The following is a 17,254-nucleotide window of genomic DNA, read 5'->3' on the forward strand; positions in this document are numbered from 1 at the left end:
ATGTTAGATCAAAAACAACAATCGAATACATTTGAAGAACGAGTTGAAACGATTAAACAAGGCGGCGCACCAAAATATCATGAACAAAATAAAGAAAAAGGAAAATTATTTGTTCGAGATCGTTTAGCGCTTCTATTTGATAATGGCGAATATGTAGAAGATGCATTATTTGCTAACTGTGAACAAACAGGCTTACCTGCGGACGGCGTTGTAACGGCAACGGGTAAAATACATGGTCGTACTGCGTGTGTAATGGCCAATGATTCTACTGTAAAAGCAGGATCATGGGGATCACGCACAGTTGAAAAGATTTTACGTATTCAAGAAACAGCTGAAAAATTACGTGTTCCGTTATTTTATTTAGTCGACTCTGCTGGAGCGCGTATTACAGATCAAGTAGAAATGTTCCCAGGGCGCCGTGGTGCAGGAAGAATCTTCTATAATCAAGTGAAATTATCAGGTAAAGTTCCTCAAGTATGCTTATTATTTGGACCTTCTGCAGCTGGTGGTGCCTATATTCCAGCCTTTTGCGACGTTGTAATGATGGTAGAAGGAAATGCATCTATGTATTTAGGATCTCCTCGTATGGCTGAGATGGTTATCGGTGAGAAAGTAACTTTAGAAGAGATGGGCGGAGCTCGTATGCATTGCTCTGTATCAGGATGCGGAGATGTTTTATGTAAGACAGAAGAAGATGCGATTACACAAGCAAGACAATACATTTCATATTTTCCAAATAACTACTTAGAAAAGACTCCATTGGTTACACCTCAAGAACCGAAACAATTCGATAAAACGTTAGAACAAATCATTCCAGAAAATCAAAATGCTCCTTTCAATATGAAAGATCTCATTAATAGAGTTATTGATGAAGGTTCATTCTATGAAGTAAAAAAATTATTTGCTCAAGAGCTAATTACAGGCTTAGCACGTATTGATGGTAAGCCAGTTGGTATTATTGCAAATCAGCCGCGTATGAAGGGCGGCGTATTATTCCATGATTCAGCTGATAAAGCTGCTAAGTTTATTAATTTATGCGACGCATATCATATTCCATTATTATTCCTTGCGGATGTACCAGGATTTATGATCGGTACAAAAGTAGAGCGTGCTGGTATTATTCGCCACGGTGCAAAAATGATTTCTGCAATGAGTGAAGCAACTGTACCGAAGATTTCTATCGTTGTTCGTAAAGCATATGGTGCTGGTTTATATGCGATGGCAGGTCCAGCATTTGAACCAGATTGCTGCCTGGCATTACCGACAGCCTCTATTGCGGTAATGGGTCCAGAAGCTGCGGTCAATGCTGTATATGCAAATAAAATTGCAGCTTTACCAGAAGAAGAGCGTGCTAGCTTCATTGCTGAAAAACGTGAAGAGTATAAGAAAGATATTGATATTTATCATTTAGCATCAGAGATGGTGATTGATGGTATTGTTCATCCAAACAATTTACGTGAAGAGTTAAAAGGACGTTTCGAAATGTATATGAGTAAATATCAAGTATTCACGGATCGTAAACATCCTGTATATCCAGTTTAAAAGCCCTATTTAGGGCTTTCTTGCTCAAAAAGTTAAGGAGGGGAAAATATTGAAACAAGCAGTTTGGTTTCCAACAGAAGAGTACAAGGAAAAAACACGTTTATATGGTTGGATGAAATCATTGGGATATGAAGATTATGAAACTTTTTATAATAAATCTATTGAGGAAACAGCTTGGTTTTGGGGAGAGGCAGAAAAAGCAGTTGACTATCAATGGATGAAACCTTATACAGAAGTGTTAGATTTAGAAAATGGTACACCGTTTGCACAGTGGTATAATGGCGGAACATGTAACGTTGTAGAATCAGCTTTATCCCGCTGGCTTGCGGATGAAGAGACGAGAATACAGCCAGCACTTCAGTACGAAGGGGAAAATGGAACTTCAAAATCATTTACATATGAAGAGCTTGATAACTGGGTAAGCCGTGTTGCCAATGGTTTGAAACACGCGGGTATTGAGAAAGGTGACCGTGTAACAATTTATATGCCGATGATTCCAGAAACAGTTGTTGCGATGCTAGCTGTAATGAAAATCGGAGCAATTATTTCACCAATATTCTCAGGCTTTGCGTCTGATGCAGTCATGACACGAGTGCAAGCGGCAGGTTCAAAAATGATTATTACCGCAGATGGATTTTCCCGCCGAGGTAAAATTGTTTCTTTAAAAGATGAAGTAGATAAAGCTTGTGAACATTGCCCAACTGTTGAAAAAGTTGTTATCGTTCGTCATGCAGGAAATGATTTTACACCACATAACTATGACTTTTCGTGGAGTACGCTAGAAAAAGAAAAACCATTCATACATGCCGAGGAAATGCAAAGTGATGATCCATTAATGCTCATTTATACATCAGGAACGACTGGTAAGCCGAAGGGAACAGTACACACGCATGCAGGATTTCCTTTGAAAGCAGCTTTTGATGCAGGATTTGGAATGAATATTAAACAAGGTGATCGTGTATTATGGGTAACTGATATGGGTTGGATGATGGGGCCATTTTTATTATTCGGTTCACTCATTAATGGAGCAACGATGGTTATGTACGAAGGTGTTCCAGACTTCCCAGAAGCAGACCGGTTATGGGAGACAGTTGATAAATATGAAATTACTCATCTAGGTATTTCGCCAACGTTAATCCGAGCATTAATGGCAAAAGGTGATGAGTATGTCAATAAACATTCTTTAAAGAGTTTGGAAGTATTCGCATCAACAGGAGAACCTTGGAATCCTGATCCATGGATGTGGCTGTTTGAAACAGTTGGAAAAGGAAATGTTCCAATCTGTAACTACTCAGGTGGAACTGAAATCTCTGGTGGGATTTTCGGTAATGTTCTTATTAAGCCAATCGCACCGATTAGTTTTAACGCATCTTTACCAGGAATGGCAGCTGTCGTACTGGATGATCAAGGTAAACCAATTCGAGATGAAGTCGGAGAATTATGCTTAGAGAAACCTTGGGTAGGTATGACGAAAAGCTTCTGGGAAGATGATGAACGTTACGTGAACACATATTGGTCGCGTTTTGAAAATAAATGGGTCCACGGTGACTGGGTCATTTACGATGGTGAACAATATATCATCACAGGGCGTTCAGACGATACGTTAAATATTGCAGGTAAACGTATTGGACCTGCTGAATATGAATCTATTCTTGTGAAACATAACGATGTAATCGAAGCTGCTGCAATTGGTGTACCTGACGAAGTGAAAGGTGAAGTTTGTCATTGCTTTGCTGTATTACGAGAAGGGGTAATATTTACAGAAGATTTAAAGAAAGAATTAATGAGTTTAGTAAACTCACATATTGGAAAAGCGTTGTGTCCTAAAGATATCCACGTTGTAGAAGATTTACCGAAAACACGTAATTCTAAAGTAATGCGCCGTGTTATTAAAGCAGCTTACTTAGGAAAAGAATTAGGTGATTTATCATCGCTTGTAAATCCTGAAGTAGTACCGTTTATCCAGGGGTTACAGTCTAGTAAATTATAAAATTAGAAAGGGGCTCTATATAAATAGAGCTTCTTTTTATGTTTATAAAAAGAGAAGAAGAAAAATTCTACTCTTAGTGTTAAGTTTGTTTTATAGTTTTTATCAAAACACGATACTGTCGCATGTTTATTCATTGGAGTAATTAAATTTTATTAAGGATGAAAATTTAGTGAAGCGAAGAGTATTTAATAAAAGGAGAAATCCCTGAGGGACAGGGATTCACTAAGGGAGATAATATATGTCGTACAATGTCGAAATTCAGCGTATTCGACAAAAAATATTATCACGAATTTTCAGGAGGTTACGATGGTGGATCTGTCAAAGATGTGTACAGATTTTCTATTAAAGTGACTTTCAATAGAAAAAGGAGAAAAAATTAAGTTCACTCGATCTTAAGATTTCCCCCTTGAAATTTACTATTTGTTCGTTGTAGTATATATGTCTTAATGTGGTAAATCTTCAACATGTAAAGATTGAGTGCTACCCTTTTTGTTTGAATTATGTGCCTGTTGAGATGTTTCTTGCATTTGCTCTTGGGCCTTACTAGGAGTATTTAGCGCATCTGATGACACATGATCAAGTTGTTGACTTAATATATCTTTTTTATCCATGTTATGTAGCTCCTTTTTGAACTTAGATATAAAAACGAAATGTTTTTAAATAGTTACGTGGGTATTATGTATCTTTGAATGGAATTATATACACAAACTAAATTGAGAAATTAACTAATTATAAAAATTACTTGTGATGAAAAAATTAAAAAATACAAAAATCATTAATCTAAATAAAAGCGTTATTTTAGTAGGGCGTTACAAAATTTAATTTGAAAGGCGCACCCAAATGATAAAAGAGCACTATAATGAACTGCACCCCAATTGTTAGACACAGTCTAACAATTGGAGGTGCAGTTTTTCTATGGCTAAATTTACAGCTGATGAAAAAATACAAATCGTTCTACGTTATTTGAACGGAAATGAAAGTTATCGAGAACTGGGTAGATCGCTCGGTATAAGTGACACAATCATTTTGAATTGGGTAAACCAATATAAACAGAATGGTCTGGAAGCTTTTCTAAAACGATGTACAAATTACACACAACAATTTAAACTAGACGTACTAAACTTTATGATTGAAAACGGTATGTCCTTATTTGAGACGGCAGCTATCTTTAATATTCCTGCCCCTTCAACGATTTCTGTTTGGAAAAAACAGCTCGAAACACAAGGAATTGATGCCCTTCAATCTAAGAAAAAGGGGCGTCCATCCATGAAAAAAGATTCAAATAAACAATTAAAACAACCTTTAGCTGAAGGGTCAGTCGAAGCACTTGAAGCACGCATTAAACAGCTTGAGATGGAAAATGAGTACTTAAAAAAGTTAAATGCCTTAGTTCAAAACAAGGAAAAATCACAAAACAAGACAAAGCGCAAGTAGTCTATGAATTAAGGCATAAATATTCGGTCAAAGCACTCGTGGAGCTAGCTACTATTCCTCGAAGCACGTATTATGATTTAGTAAAGAAAATGAATCGTCCAGATGTAGATGCCGATTTGAAAGCTGAGATTAAAGCGATTTATGAGGAAAATGAAGGTCGTTATGGTTACCGTCGCATTCGTGATGAATTAACGAATCGTGGCCAGAAAGTGAACCACAAGAAGGTTCAGCGCATTATGAAAGAGCTTGGGTTAAAGTGTGTTGTGCGTATGAAGAAATATAAATCCTATAAAGGAAAAGTCGGTAGAATTGCACCTAATATTTTAGAGCGTAATTTTCATACAGATGCACCGAATCAAAAGTGGGTAACAGACATCACAGAGTTTAAATTGTTTGGAGAAAAACTGTATGTATCACCTGTATTAGATTTGTATAATGGTGAAATTATTACCTATACAATTGGTTCTAGACCGACGTATTCGCTTGTTTCAGACATGTTAGAGAAAGCATTGGAACGTTTACCCGAAACCCACCAGCTACTGATGCATTCGGATCAAGGATGGCATTATCAAATGAGACAGTACGTCCGGACACTTGAATCAAGAGCTATCGTCCAGAGTATGTCTCGAAAAGGAAACTGTTACGACAACGCAGTAATAGAAAATTTCTTTGGGATTATGAAGTCGGAGTTCCTCTACATAAAAGAATTTGAAAATGTAGAGCACTTTAAAATAGAATTAGAAAAATATATAGATTATTATAATACGAAACGGATTAAGGCAAAATTAAAAATGAGCCCGGTACAATACCGGACTCACTTTTATCAAGCTGCCTAATGAAATAACCGTGTCTAACTTTTAGGGGTCACTTCATAAATCAGTGCTCTTTTATCAGAAATTGCATAGTTCTTAAAAATATAATTATTACGGACAATTCACAATGGTAATAATGACGCTAGCCATTGTTCCAGGAGAATCAAGAAGTGAAGCAGTAACAGTTACTGTTCCAGGCCCATTAGCGGCTAGAAATACAGCGGTAAAGTTACCTGAAGCATTGGTAATGACAGCAAGAGGAACCATGAAAGCAAGAGCTGGGTTACTAAATGAAAAACTGACCACTACCCCTGGAGTAGGACTACCGTTTACTAATACTTGCCCAGAAAAAAATAAAGTATTATTTCCTTGAGTGGATACACATGCTGTGGTTTCGTTAGAAGTCAAAGTAATAGATGCAGGCCCAGCAGGAAGATTAAATCCAGTTGGTCCAGTTGGTCCAGTTGGTCCAGTTGGTCCAGTTGGCCCAGTTGGCCCGGTTGGTCCAGTTGGTCCTGTAGAACCGGTGGGACCGGTAGGGAATTGAAAGGGTTGAACAGGTGGAAGTGTAGGTCCAATAGAACCCGGATTATGTGCAGCAAAAGATAAAAACTCGTCCATTATTTATCACCTCTAAAAATCGTATTACTAATAGTAAATGTAATGATAGAGTAAAGTGAAATGGACAAGTGATTGTATTTTAACAAATTAAACAAAGTAGTTATATGATAGAAAGAGAGATTCGTATGATTCCTTTAGAGATTAAATATAAAAAGGCGATTATCTTCAAATCGCCTTTTGGGTAATGCAGTGTAATTTTATTCAGTTATTTGAAATATAGTTTCATTCGGTTTAGAAAATCCATACAGTTTCCTTGCGAATTTTAAAATTTCTTCTTCACTACTTGTTAAAGCCTTGACATCATTGTTAAGGGAATGCCCATCCTTCTTTACAGAAGATAATTTTTGTTGCTCCGTATTAAGCGTGATTTGTTTTTCTTTAATCATTTCTTGTTGGTTATTCAGAGAATATTGCACGACAAAAATTATAGGTAATATAAAGACTAAAGTAGTTATAATACGGCGTCTTGTTTTTTTTATATTACCTTGTTGGGTATTAGGGCTCACTTGCTGTGAGGGTATATTTGGATTTGATTGGTGTGATGATATTTTTGGGATGTTTCCCATTAAAATGCCTCCATTACTGATTGTAGAATTTAAACCATTTAAAAGTATTATAAATGTTTAATAGGGATTTTAGAAGGTATTTTAATATAGGTGAGTTTTGTAAAGTTTAAACAAAATTTTTATTTAAATAAAAGAAACCCCGATTGTCTATAGGGCTCCTGAAGATAATCGTTAAGCAATGAAGCATTGCACTAATTAAAGATAGCATGAATTTTTTGATGAAAATATTGGTGAATTCGTCAAATCAATAAGCATCTAAAGTTTTATGCGTACGTGAAGTAATTAAAAAATCGATTTATAAGAGTCAGCTTTTTTTCTCAATACCCCACCAATCAGTAAATATATATGTCTGTCTGTTTAAGCCTTTACGTGTTCATTGACAAAAAGCTGACTATACTCAGTCAGCTTTTTATATATTACATTCTAGTATTTATCCCGCTATTTGCCGGGCAGTAAGGCCCCCACCTCAAAATTCAACGAAAGTAAGGAAGTAGGTGTGGGATCAACTATCCGTAAAAGCCCGAGTGGTCCCAAAAGACATATTCTTTCCTTTCAGTTGACATCGAAAATATTACCAATTTTTCCTTTTACAATGGCAACAAATAAAGAAACAATTACAGCGACACTTATTTCGTTTAGAACACCAATCATCATCACGATGACACTTTTCTTTAGATTTCCACCAGTCATCATCACGATGACACTTTTCTTTAGATTTCCACCAGTCATCATCACGATGACACTTTTCTTTAGATTTCCACCAGTCATCATCACGATGACACTTTTCTTTAGATTTCCACCAATCATCACAACAATGCTTTTTCTGAGAACTCCAGCAATCATTTTTCCAAGACATTCATTTCTACCTCCTTTTAATAGTGTTCATATTATTCTATGTTTTAATAAAAAAATGGCTTGTTTATTAACCTACTATTTTCCTTTTATATGATAGAGTATTTTCTACTAGATATAGAGTTCATACAAACAATGCTAATTTTTAAGAGATAATAGACAGAACTACTAGTTATGGTATTTTCCCATGAACATTTGTTAAAGAAAACATTCTGATTATAAATAATATCTTATTTTGGAGTACACTTCTCTGAATGTATATTTCACAATAGCGAAGGAAAAACGGGTGCGTCTTTCGGGGAGAGGGGGGCCTATTAAAAGAAAAAAGATTTGTTTTAGAAAGTGGATCTAAACATTAAATACAGCAGAATCCAACTCTCCTCATTAAACAACATATTAATTATGAGAGGTCTGTTTTTATAATTAATAATGAAAAGAGTGTTTAGTACAAGTGTTTGTTTTTTTCTTTCTATGTTTTTGCCTCGTACCCTTTTAAGCAAGTGGACATACTTTATTAATAGAAAGGATTAGGGGGTGAGGTTTTGGGGTCTCGATTTAATAATTGTAAAAAGAAGTGTAGATGTAAACAGGATGATTGTTGGGATGCTTTCGAAGAGTGTAAAAAAGAACATGAAGAACAAAATAAAAAATGCGATTGTTGCTGTGTTCAAGGAATTAGAGACGAGCTTAAAAAATTAGTACACAGTGCAGTGCGCATTACTACAACAGGAAATAATTTTGAAGGAACTGTTTCTTCAGTAACTTGTGATGTTGTAAGGCTTGCTAATAGTGCTGGCGTAGTTACGGTAATTATATCTGTATGTAAAATTGAAGCTATTGAACTATTGTTGACATAGGAAAAAAGCATAATTATGTTTTTTTATAAAGCCATTCACATGAATGGCTTTATTTTAATTTCATATAAAAGGAGAATATATTCTTTATATAGAAATAAGTTTGAGGCTATAAAGAGTGATGTACGAAAGGAGCATGGAAATGATCAAACTAGAAATCTTTAAAAAATCTGATTTTAAACAATTAATAAACTGGATTAATTCCGAAGAATTTCTAATACAATGGTCAGGAAATGCCTTCACATTTCCTTTAGACGAACAGCAATTAGAGAAGTATATAGAAAGTGCAAATACACTCGCTTTCAAAGTGGTAGATGAAGAGACTTCAGACGTTATTGGTCATATTTCGCTTGGGCAAATAGATAATATTAATAAGTCCGCTAGAATTGGAAAAGTATTAGTTGGTAATACAAAGATGAGAGGACGTTCTATAGGAAAACATATGATGAAAGCAGTACTTCATATTGCTTTTGACGAATTAAAACTACATAGAGTAACTCTTGATGTGTATGATTTTAATACATCGGCGATTTCATGTTACGAAAAAATAGGGTTTGTAAAAGAAGGCTTATTAAGAGAGTCAAAAAGAGTAGGAGAAACGTATTGGAATTTATGGGAAATGAGTATGTTAGAATATGAATGGAAGAAGTAGCAACAATAGTGATTTATAATTATGTTATGTTAACAAAAGGGGCTTGGTGGGTATAGTGGATAATAAAACAAAAATAATTTCAATTGCAGCTGTTTCGGGGGGAGGTAAAACTACAATTACAGAAAGATTAAAGCATAAGTTTAAAAACTCAAAAGCTCTATATTTTGATAGTTATACATTTGATAACTGTCCCGCTGATATTTGTAAATGGATTGATGATGGGGCGAATTACGACGAGTGGGTATTAACACCATTAATTCATGATATTGAGCAACTTATACAAAATAATACCTTAGACTATATTATTGTAGATTATCCTTTTGCATACTTAAATAGTGAGATGCGAAAATTCATTGATGTAACTATATTTATTGATACGCCTTTGGATATTGCGATGGCTAGAAGGATTTTGCGAGATTTTAAGGAAGGTACAATAGATGAAATATATAATGATTTGGAACATTACATGACATATGCGAGAAAAGCTTATTTAGAGGCAATTCATACTGTTAAGCCGAATTCAGATATCGTATTGGATGGTTCTTTATCTGTAAGTGAAATAATTAATCACGCTGTAGAGGAACTTGGTCGAAGAGAAGTGATTGTCAATGGTTAAATGTATAGAGGAATATATACAAGTTACTGATTTTAAAATGTATACGAAAATACTCCAAGGAAAGAAGCAGCAGCCTGTTATTATATTGGAATCAGGCTATGGCGATTATTCGAAGGCATGGAATCAAATTGCTGAAGGACTGACGGAATATGGTACGGTACTTACATACGATCGGGCTGGATTAGGCAAAAGCGGGAAGAGTTCCAAGAAACGTATTAGTTCTGAAATGGTAAAAGATTTGAGAACATGCTTAAATCTTTTACAACTGAAGCCACCTTATATTTTTGTAGGACATTCTTTTGGTGGTATAAATGCACGTTTATTTACGGATTTTTATCCTGAAGATATGTTGGGAATGGTTTTGGTTGATTCTACACCAGTAAATTATAAAGAAGCATTTTTGCAAATCATGTCTCCAGAATTTCAAGAAGCTTACTATAAACAATTTGTACATGAAAGTTCTTATGAAGAGTTTATGTTTAGTCTGGGTGAAGCAGATAAATATTGTCAGTCAACGAGAAATATTCCACTCGTCGTGTTAGCAGCTGGTAAAAAAGCTTTTTATTCGCAAGATGCACAAATAAAATGGTTACAATTGCAAGAAGAATTATTACGATTATCAAACAAAAATAAACTAATAATTGCAGAACAAAGTGGTCATTATATTCAAAAAGATGAACCACATTATATAACAGATGCTGTTAGGTGGATAATTGGAGTAGGGGAGAGATAGATGTGTACACATTATTTCAATATAATTGGCAAGTAAGAGAAGATTGGTTTAAGTGGTGTGAACAACTTTCAGAGGAAGATTTACTTTGCAAACGTGTTGGTGGTGTTGGGGGTATTTTAGAAACATTATTTCATATTGTAGATGTAGAGTATAGTTGGATTAGTGCTCTTCAAGGAGAAGATGATAGAGAACCGCAATTTAAAGATTATCAATCGATTCAAAAAGTGAAAGCGTTATCTGATTTATATAAACGAGAATTAAAAGCTTTTTTGCAGTTGTGGTCATCTAGTCTAGAATGTAAGATGTTTAATGCTTCGTGGACAGATAAAACATATACATACGGTGAAGTTTTAAGACATGTAATCGTACATGAAATCCATCATATTGGTCAGCTATCTATATGGGCGAGGGAGTTAAACTTGCAACCAGTTTCAGCAAATTTGATTGGAAGAGGATTATAGAATTAGAAACCGACTTGCATCTTAAACGCAAGTCGGTTTTTATATATAAGAAGATTTCTTAATTGAAATCCTCGGATTTTTTCTGACGTATATGTAAAAACATTAAGGTGGTAATGATTAAGAAAATCATTATAGTTTGTATAATTAAGTTTTTAAACTGAAGCAATATTGTCCAAGATGTAAGGGTGTCTTTAAAAGCTTGGAGTGCAGAGTACGAGGAAGGATCAAAACCATACTGTAGCAACTTTTTTGTTTCAATAAATGAGATGTTTTCTTCATCTGCATCTAATATTACTGAAATTAGTCTAGTATCTCCTAGTTCTGCTGTACTGACAAAACTATAATTACCGTTAGTTGAAAAACTAGTTTGTAAGCCATCAACACCTTGAAGTTTAATGTTTTCATTAAGGGAATATATCATTTTATTCGTATTGAAAACCTGGGAATCTTTGAAGGTAAATTGGTAAGAGGTTAGTTTCGTAATATTCAATACATCTGGAAAATCTTTTACTAATCGTGCAGCTAGTTTAGCTGCGTCTATTGCTGTTGTAGTTGATTGTTTATTTGTATCATGATTAATTCCAGTAGAGTTTAGAAATGGAGATGGTTGTAATAACTGTAGTTCTTTTGCTTTTTTATTCATTAATATTGTAAAGTTATCTTCATTTCCAGCAATGTGTTCTGCTAGAGCGAGTGCAGAACGATTATTCCCTGCCAGTAGCAATGCATGAAGTAAATCACGAACCGTTGTTTTATCATTCGATGTTACTTGTATAGGGCTTGTCTCTACTCGGAAAACTTCGTTACTTATTTGTACGAAGTCATCTAACTGTATTTTTCTATCATTTAGTTGCTCCAATACGATATATTCTGTCATTAATTTAGATAAAGTAGCTGATTGTACTGGAGTTTCTTCATTTTTTTTATAAACAATTTCACCCGAATTAGCATTTATTAAAATAGCTGATTTAGCTTGAATAATCGGACCATTTACATAAAGGTAAAAATATAAAACGATAAGTGCAGTAATGAAAAAAGATAATAATAAAATAGCGAATTTTTTTAAGAATTGCATAAGCGATCCTCCTATTATGACATCAATAATAGTATTGTAAAAAGGAATGCTTAATTAGGAAGAAAGAAAAGGTAAAGAATTTCTAAAGAATTATAAAGGATTATTAAATTTAGGGAAATAATAGAAAAAGTTCAATTTCTTATATGATAAGAAACTGAACTTTTTATTTGTAATATTAACATTTGTATGGAAGTAGTTTTACGGTGAATGTTGTTTTTTCGTCATCACTATATACTTCAATTGTTCCTTTATGCAACTCGACTATACTTTTTGCAATTGCTAATCCAAGTCCAGATCCACCAGTGTTTGTAGAGCGTGATTTCTCAACGCGATAAAAACGTTCAAAAATATGAGGTAAATCCGTACTAGGAATAGGTTGTCCGTAATTTGTTATATCAATTGTAATCATATTATTGCTTTCATAAGCAGTAAGGTCAATATAGCGACCTTCGCTTCCATAAGCGATAGCGTTTATAATAAGATTTTCAAACACACGCACTAATTTGTCACCATCAGCTAATACCATGAGCTTTTGAGACGGGAAAGAAGGCCGACATTCTATATTAGCTTCTTGAACCTGTATGCGGAATTGAACAGTTAATTGTCCAAGTAACTCTACAATATCAATAGGGACAGAATACAAGCTTAATTCTTTATTTTGAACACGTGTATATTCGAACAAGTCATTCATTAATGCATTAAGACGAGTTACTTTATCGTAAATGACTTGAATATAGTATCGCAATTCCACTTCATCTCTATAATTATCATGATGGATTAAATTTACGTATCCAACTATAGAAGTAAGAGGAGTGCGTAAGTCATGTGATACATTTGTAATAAGTTCACTTTTTGCTTGTTCCGCTTGTCTTTCTTCATCAATTGAGACTTTTAATTGTTCAACAATTTCATTGACCCCGATTGCTAACTCTTCCAGATAGTTATGATTTACAATAGAAACTTTATGATTGAAGTTTCCATTTGCAATGTAACGAATTTCTTCTATCATTTTTTTAATACAAGTTTCATAGTAAAGTTTTCTCTCGTGACGATAAAAAATGTAAAGATAGGATGAAAAAATAGAAAATAAAAACAAATAAGAAACAATCATCATCCATAAAGACTCTTTAATCCCTTTATACTTTTCATAACCAAAAATTCGAATGAATTCTTTACCAAGTTCGGTTAGAGTAAGTGAACTCTCAATTACACTCGTAACGAGGCGATAAATAATTAATTCAGTAATAGGAGTGAGTGTGATAGCTAATAAGAGCCAAAAAATAAGTTTCCATTTAGGAATATCTTTTAATATATCAAATGCTTCATTTCTCAATTTTATAGCCAACTCCCCAAACAGTATGAATCAATTTTTCTCCATTCATTACTGTTTCAAGTTTATCCCGTAAGTTGCTAATATGGACCATTACCGTCTTATTTGAACCATAACCATCTTCATTCCAAACGCGTTCGAAAATTTCTTCTGAACTAAATACTCTTCCTGTATTACTCGCAAGTAAATATAAAATATCGAATTCAATAGAAGTGAGTTTAATATACTCTCCATTTACTTTAACAGTATGATTATGTTTGTGTATTTCAACAGAGCGAATACGAATAATACCATCTTCATTCTTTTGCGAAGTAGCATTTTGGAAAGAGGATCTTCGTAATAAAGCTTTTACTCTAGCTACTAATTCTAATGGATTGAATGGTTTGATCATATAATCATCGGCACCTGTCATAAGACCTAATATTTTATCCATATCTTCTGCTTTTGCACTAAGCATTAGAATTGGTACAGTATTATTTTCACGTACTTCCTGACAAACTTCTAATCCGTTTCGTTTTGGCATCATAATATCCAAAATCATAAGGTCAACTTCATATGTAGAAACCTTTTGCAATGCTTCATCGCCATCATAAGCTTTATAAATGTTATAGCCTTCATTTCGCAAATAAACAGCAAGTAATTCAACAATCTCTTTATCATCATCAATAATTAATATATTTTTATTCATTGTGTAGTTCCTTTCCTTACAAATCATCAACATTACTATAATATCAAACATTTATGTACTTGTAGCGATGATTCTGTATAAAATTTCATGTAACGTATTAAAAAGGAGTAAAAAGATTAATAACGAATATAAAATAACAAGGATATTTAGATTCCACATTATACTGAAAGTTAGTTATAAGGGGGATTTTCTATGCTATATAATGATATATATTCATTTACTCCAACTGGAAAAATAGAAAATGATATTAAAGATTTTCTACTAAAATATAATAAAGAGTTTACATATAAACATTCAATGCGTTTGGCAAATGAGGTAAAAAAGATTGCGGAAAAGTTTCACGTAGATAAAGAAAAAGCAGCAATTGCAGGATATTTACATGATATTAGTGGCATTTTTCCGAATGAGGAGCGGATTGCAGTTACTGAAGAATTTGGGGTAGAAATAGTGGAAGCAGAAAGAAAATTTCCTATGATTATTCATCAAAAATTATCGAGAGTAATCGCAAAAGAAATATTTAAAGTAGAAGATGAAGAAATTTTAAATGCAATTTGTTGCCATACAACGTTGCGTAAACATGCAACGAAAATGGATTTAGTATTATTTGTTGCAGATAAAATAGAATGGGATCAAAAAGGGACACCACCATATTTAATAGAAATAAAAAAAGGATTGGAAAAATCTTTGGAAAAAGCAGCTTTTGTATATATTTCATATTTGTGGGAAAGGAAAGATACATTGAAAGTTATACACCCGTGGCTAGAAGAAGCATATTGGGATTTAAAAAGAATTGTACAGTAGAAAGGACAAGGAAATACAATTAAAAGAATATATGAATCAAGCATTTCCAGGAGTTACATTAGGACCCTACTTATTATCTCAGTGGGAAAATCATTTACATTTTGATTTCGGAAAAGATAAATATCAAATTGTAGAAGGAACCGACGATTTAAATATGGAATACTTTTCTCAACTATATACATATAATAAATTCTTATTTGAAGACATATTTTCAAAAGAAGATGTAGTGTTTGTAGTGACAAATGTTTATAGATTTAAAAAGGAAAACATAAAAACTCCACAGAAAATAAATGTATACAATAAATATATTAAGAAAAGAGATTTAAGATTTCATATAAGACAAGAAACGTTACCGTTTCTATTTGAAGATGAAGAAGCAGATTTATCCCGCATTAACGGGCAGTAAGACCCCCACCTCAAAATTCAGCGAAAGCAAAGAAGGTAGGTGGGAATCAACTGCCCCTAAAAGCCCGATTGGTTCAACTAATAATCAGTGGGGATGAACAAAACCCCCACTGATTAAAGTTTCACTTTATATTGTACATATCAATTTTCTTTAAAATGTCTCGTAGAAGATATTAAGTATGAATCGCTTATACAAGCTGCTAATCATGAGGATTTCTCTGCTCTGTATCCTCGATTTGGACGAAAAAAAGAAATTTCTTATCCAGATGTATTTCTCATAAATGAAACGAAAGATATTGTCATGTTTATGTATGATGATAGAGGATGTGAAGTAATTGCGAAGAATAAAGAAATAATACGAGATTTATATAAGAAATACAAAGAATGGATTCCAGATTATGAACGAGAAAGTATAGATAACTTATTTAAATGACAATAGGGGAAGTGAAGCGTGTAATGAAACGTATTGCAATTGTATCTGCATGGGAACCAGAACTGACATATTTGCATCAACATTATCCGAGTGAACGTGTTGAAAAAAGAGCAGCTTGGGAATTTCATTTTCATACTATTAATGAGCTGGAAATTATATCAGTTGTTACTGGTGTCGGTAAAGTAAGCTGCGCTAGTTGTGTACAATTGTTAATTAGTGAGTTTCAGCCAGATGAGTTGTTTATGACAGGAATATGCGGAAGTTTATCAAACAAGGTGAAAAACGGTCATATTGTAGTGGCACTAAACGCAATACAACACGATGTTACTGCTGCTGGCTCAGGGGAAAATGTTTTTAATTTATATAACGGTAGAACAGCACCTATTGAAACAACAAAATCACTTGTAAGAAGAATAAAAAAAATACGATCGTATGATCCAATACATTTCGGTACATTTTTATCAGGAGATCAACGTATTCGTAGTTCAGAAATGAGATATTTACTCCATACCGTATATGGAGCATTGGCAGTTGATCAAGAAGTAGCAGCTTTCGCCTATGTGTGTCAAATAAATAAAAAACCATTTCTATGTTTAAAAGCTGCTTCAGATCAAGCGAATGATAAAACGAAAGAAGAACAAAAAATCTTTAAAATGCTAGCATGCGAAAGAGCATGTGAGCATTTAATTGCTTTTTTACGTGTTTATGAGATTAATGTAGTAAATAATAGATAGTTAGAGGGTTTTAAGCTTGGAAACTACAAATAAAATAGCTATTTTGGGTGCGAATGGAAAAGTCGGGAAATTCCTCATAAATGAAGCGTTAGAACAGGGATTTCAAGTGAAAATATTAACGAGAAATTCTAAAAATATGCCGATAAATAATGAGAATATAGAGGTTATCATTGGAGATGCCCGTGATTTTTCTTCAATCCAGGAATTACTTCAAGGTTGTAGAGCTGTGATTAATGCTGTCGGTCAACCGAAAAATGAATCTTATATTTTTAGTACAGTTACAAAGCATATTTTAAAAGTAATGAAGGAATATGAAATAAAACGTTATATTCTTATTTCTGGTGGCTCTATAAATGTTGTTGGAGATCAGAAAGGGATTGTAAATAAAATGGGGGCTAACTTGTTTAAATTATTTTTACCAAAAATGATGCAAGATAAATATAAAGAGTTACAAATTCTCCAAAGTAGTGATGTAGATTGGACGGTTGTTAAATTACCATTTGTTATAGAGGGGAATGGTATAGGAAATATAAAAGAGAGTTTAGTGGATATGCCAGGAATTAAAATTCAAAATGGAGATATTGCACCGTTTGTTATAAAACAAATTAATAGTAAGTTATATGTAGGGAAATGTCCGTTCATTTCAAATTAAGAG

General features: G+C 33.6%; 18 protein-coding genes and 2 pseudogenes. 13 read left to right on the forward strand and 7 right to left on the reverse strand.

The window, feature by feature from the left end; all coding sequences use genetic code 11:
* Together AC241_RS12400 and AC241_RS12405 are read left to right on the forward strand one after the other, a co-directional pair.
* The gene (locus AC241_RS12400; protein WP_029442753.1) at window positions 1-1,542 is read left to right on the forward strand and encodes an acyl-CoA carboxylase subunit beta; all 1,542 of its coding nucleotides are present in this window, start codon (window positions 1-3) and stop codon (window positions 1,540-1,542) included.
* 49 nt (window positions 1,543-1,591) lie between these two features.
* The gene (locus tag AC241_RS12405) at window positions 1,592-3,532 is read left to right on the forward strand and encodes an AMP-binding protein (protein WP_029442752.1); all 1,941 of its coding nucleotides are present in this window, start codon (window positions 1,592-1,594) and stop codon (window positions 3,530-3,532) included.
* Between the two features lie 443 nt (window positions 3,533-3,975).
* Here the strand turns inward: AC241_RS12405 and AC241_RS34770 are convergent, their stop codons facing one another.
* Window positions 3,976-4,143 carry a hypothetical protein gene (locus AC241_RS34770; protein WP_016081562.1) on the reverse strand — a complete coding sequence of 56 codons (168 nt, stop codon included), beginning with the start codon at window positions 4,141-4,143 and terminating at the stop codon, window positions 3,976-3,978.
* A gap of 304 nt (window positions 4,144-4,447) precedes the next feature.
* On the opposite strand from AC241_RS34770, the gene AC241_RS32895 reads away from it, so the two are divergent.
* Window positions 4,448-5,802 (forward strand): IS3 family transposase gene (locus AC241_RS32895; protein WP_098630116.1). Its coding sequence is split into 2 segments (ribosomal slippage): window positions 4,448-4,901 and window positions 4,901-5,802, totalling 1,356 coding nucleotides; the frame shifts between segments, so codons are not numbered across the junction.
* A gap of 87 nt (window positions 5,803-5,889) precedes the next feature.
* Here AC241_RS32895 and AC241_RS35885 read toward each other — a convergent pair.
* The 3 genes from AC241_RS35885 to AC241_RS12430 form a co-directional block, all read right to left on the reverse strand.
* A complete protein-coding gene (locus AC241_RS35885) occupies window positions 5,890-6,399 on the reverse strand; it encodes an exosporium leader peptide-containing protein (protein WP_050843646.1) in 510 nt (169 codons plus the stop codon).
* Window positions 6,400-6,596: 197 nt separating this feature from the next.
* Window positions 6,597-6,965 carry an FtsB family cell division protein gene (locus AC241_RS12425; protein WP_050843649.1) on the reverse strand — a complete coding sequence of 123 codons (369 nt, stop codon included), beginning with the start codon at window positions 6,963-6,965 and terminating at the stop codon, window positions 6,597-6,599.
* 552 nt (window positions 6,966-7,517) lie between these two features.
* Window positions 7,518-7,808 carry a hypothetical protein gene (locus AC241_RS12430; protein ID WP_050843651.1) on the reverse strand — a complete coding sequence of 97 codons (291 nt, stop codon included), beginning with the start codon at window positions 7,806-7,808 and terminating at the stop codon, window positions 7,518-7,520.
* A gap of 551 nt (window positions 7,809-8,359) precedes the next feature.
* On the opposite strand from AC241_RS12430, the gene exsK reads away from it, so the two are divergent.
* From exsK to AC241_RS12455, 5 genes are all read left to right on the forward strand, one after another.
* Entirely contained in the window at window positions 8,360-8,674 is a 315-nt protein-coding gene (gene exsK / locus AC241_RS12435; protein ID WP_016081557.1) for an exosporium protein ExsK, read from the forward strand.
* 139 nt (window positions 8,675-8,813) lie between these two features.
* Window positions 8,814-9,323, forward strand: a complete 510-nt coding sequence (locus AC241_RS12440; protein ID WP_050843653.1) for a GNAT family N-acetyltransferase — start codon at window positions 8,814-8,816, stop codon at window positions 9,321-9,323.
* Between the two features lie 46 nt (window positions 9,324-9,369).
* Entirely contained in the window at window positions 9,370-9,939 is a 570-nt protein-coding gene (locus tag AC241_RS12445; protein WP_413541761.1) for a nucleoside/nucleotide kinase family protein, read from the forward strand.
* A complete protein-coding gene (locus AC241_RS12450) occupies window positions 9,932-10,672 on the forward strand; it encodes an alpha/beta fold hydrolase (protein ID WP_029442350.1) in 741 nt (246 codons plus the stop codon). The genes AC241_RS12445 and AC241_RS12450 overlap by 8 nt, the downstream gene beginning before the upstream one ends.
* Before the next feature lie 2 nt (window positions 10,673-10,674).
* Entirely contained in the window at window positions 10,675-11,133 is a 459-nt protein-coding gene (locus AC241_RS12455; RefSeq protein ID WP_016081554.1) for a DinB family protein, read from the forward strand.
* A 58-nt stretch (window positions 11,134-11,191) separates the two neighbouring features.
* Here AC241_RS12455 and AC241_RS12460 read toward each other — a convergent pair whose 3' ends face one another.
* The 3 genes from AC241_RS12460 to AC241_RS12470 form a co-directional block, all read right to left on the reverse strand.
* Window positions 11,192-12,208 (reverse strand): D-alanyl-D-alanine carboxypeptidase family protein, encoded by a 1,017-nt coding sequence (locus tag AC241_RS12460; protein WP_029442352.1) that lies wholly within the window; start codon window positions 12,206-12,208, stop codon window positions 11,192-11,194.
* Window positions 12,209-12,383: 175 nt separating this feature from the next.
* Window positions 12,384-13,541 carry a sensor histidine kinase gene (locus AC241_RS12465; RefSeq protein WP_029442353.1) on the reverse strand — a complete coding sequence of 386 codons (1,158 nt, stop codon included), beginning with the start codon at window positions 13,539-13,541 and terminating at the stop codon, window positions 12,384-12,386.
* Window positions 13,531-14,226 (reverse strand): response regulator transcription factor, encoded by a 696-nt coding sequence (locus tag AC241_RS12470; protein WP_001038809.1) that lies wholly within the window; start codon window positions 14,224-14,226, stop codon window positions 13,531-13,533. Before AC241_RS12470 ends, AC241_RS12465 begins: the two co-directional genes overlap by 11 nt.
* Before the next feature lie 192 nt (window positions 14,227-14,418).
* Here AC241_RS12470 and yqeK point away from each other — a divergent pair, with 192 nt between their 5' ends.
* The 5 genes and pseudogenes from yqeK (at window position 14,419) to AC241_RS12495 (ending at window position 17,251) form a co-directional block, all read left to right on the forward strand.
* Window positions 14,419-15,027, forward strand: a complete 609-nt coding sequence (gene yqeK, locus AC241_RS12475; protein ID WP_050843655.1) for a bis(5'-nucleosyl)-tetraphosphatase (symmetrical) YqeK — start codon at window positions 14,419-14,421, stop codon at window positions 15,025-15,027.
* A 13-nt stretch (window positions 15,028-15,040) separates the two neighbouring features.
* Window positions 15,041-15,409 (forward strand): annotated as a pseudogene (locus tag AC241_RS12480) (DUF3885 domain-containing protein); the annotation flags it as partial.
* Between the two features lie 150 nt (window positions 15,410-15,559).
* Window positions 15,560-15,865, forward strand: a pseudogene (locus tag AC241_RS34290) (DUF3885 domain-containing protein); the annotation flags it as partial.
* The gene (mtnN, locus tag AC241_RS12490) at window positions 15,862-16,599 is read left to right on the forward strand and encodes a 5'-methylthioadenosine/S-adenosylhomocysteine nucleosidase (protein ID WP_029442355.1); all 738 of its coding nucleotides are present in this window, start codon (window positions 15,862-15,864) and stop codon (window positions 16,597-16,599) included. The pseudogene AC241_RS34290 and the gene mtnN, both read left to right, overlap by 4 nt.
* Before the next feature lie 16 nt (window positions 16,600-16,615).
* Window positions 16,616-17,251, forward strand: coding sequence for an SDR family oxidoreductase (locus AC241_RS12495; protein ID WP_050843657.1), 636 nt, complete (start codon window positions 16,616-16,618; stop codon window positions 17,249-17,251).
* Window positions 17,252-17,254: the final 3 nt, after the last annotated feature.

Origin of the sequence: Bacillus thuringiensis (assembly GCF_001182785.1) — a bacterium.
GTDB classification, from domain to species: domain Bacteria; phylum Bacillota; class Bacilli; order Bacillales; family Bacillaceae_G; genus Bacillus_A; species Bacillus_A thuringiensis_S.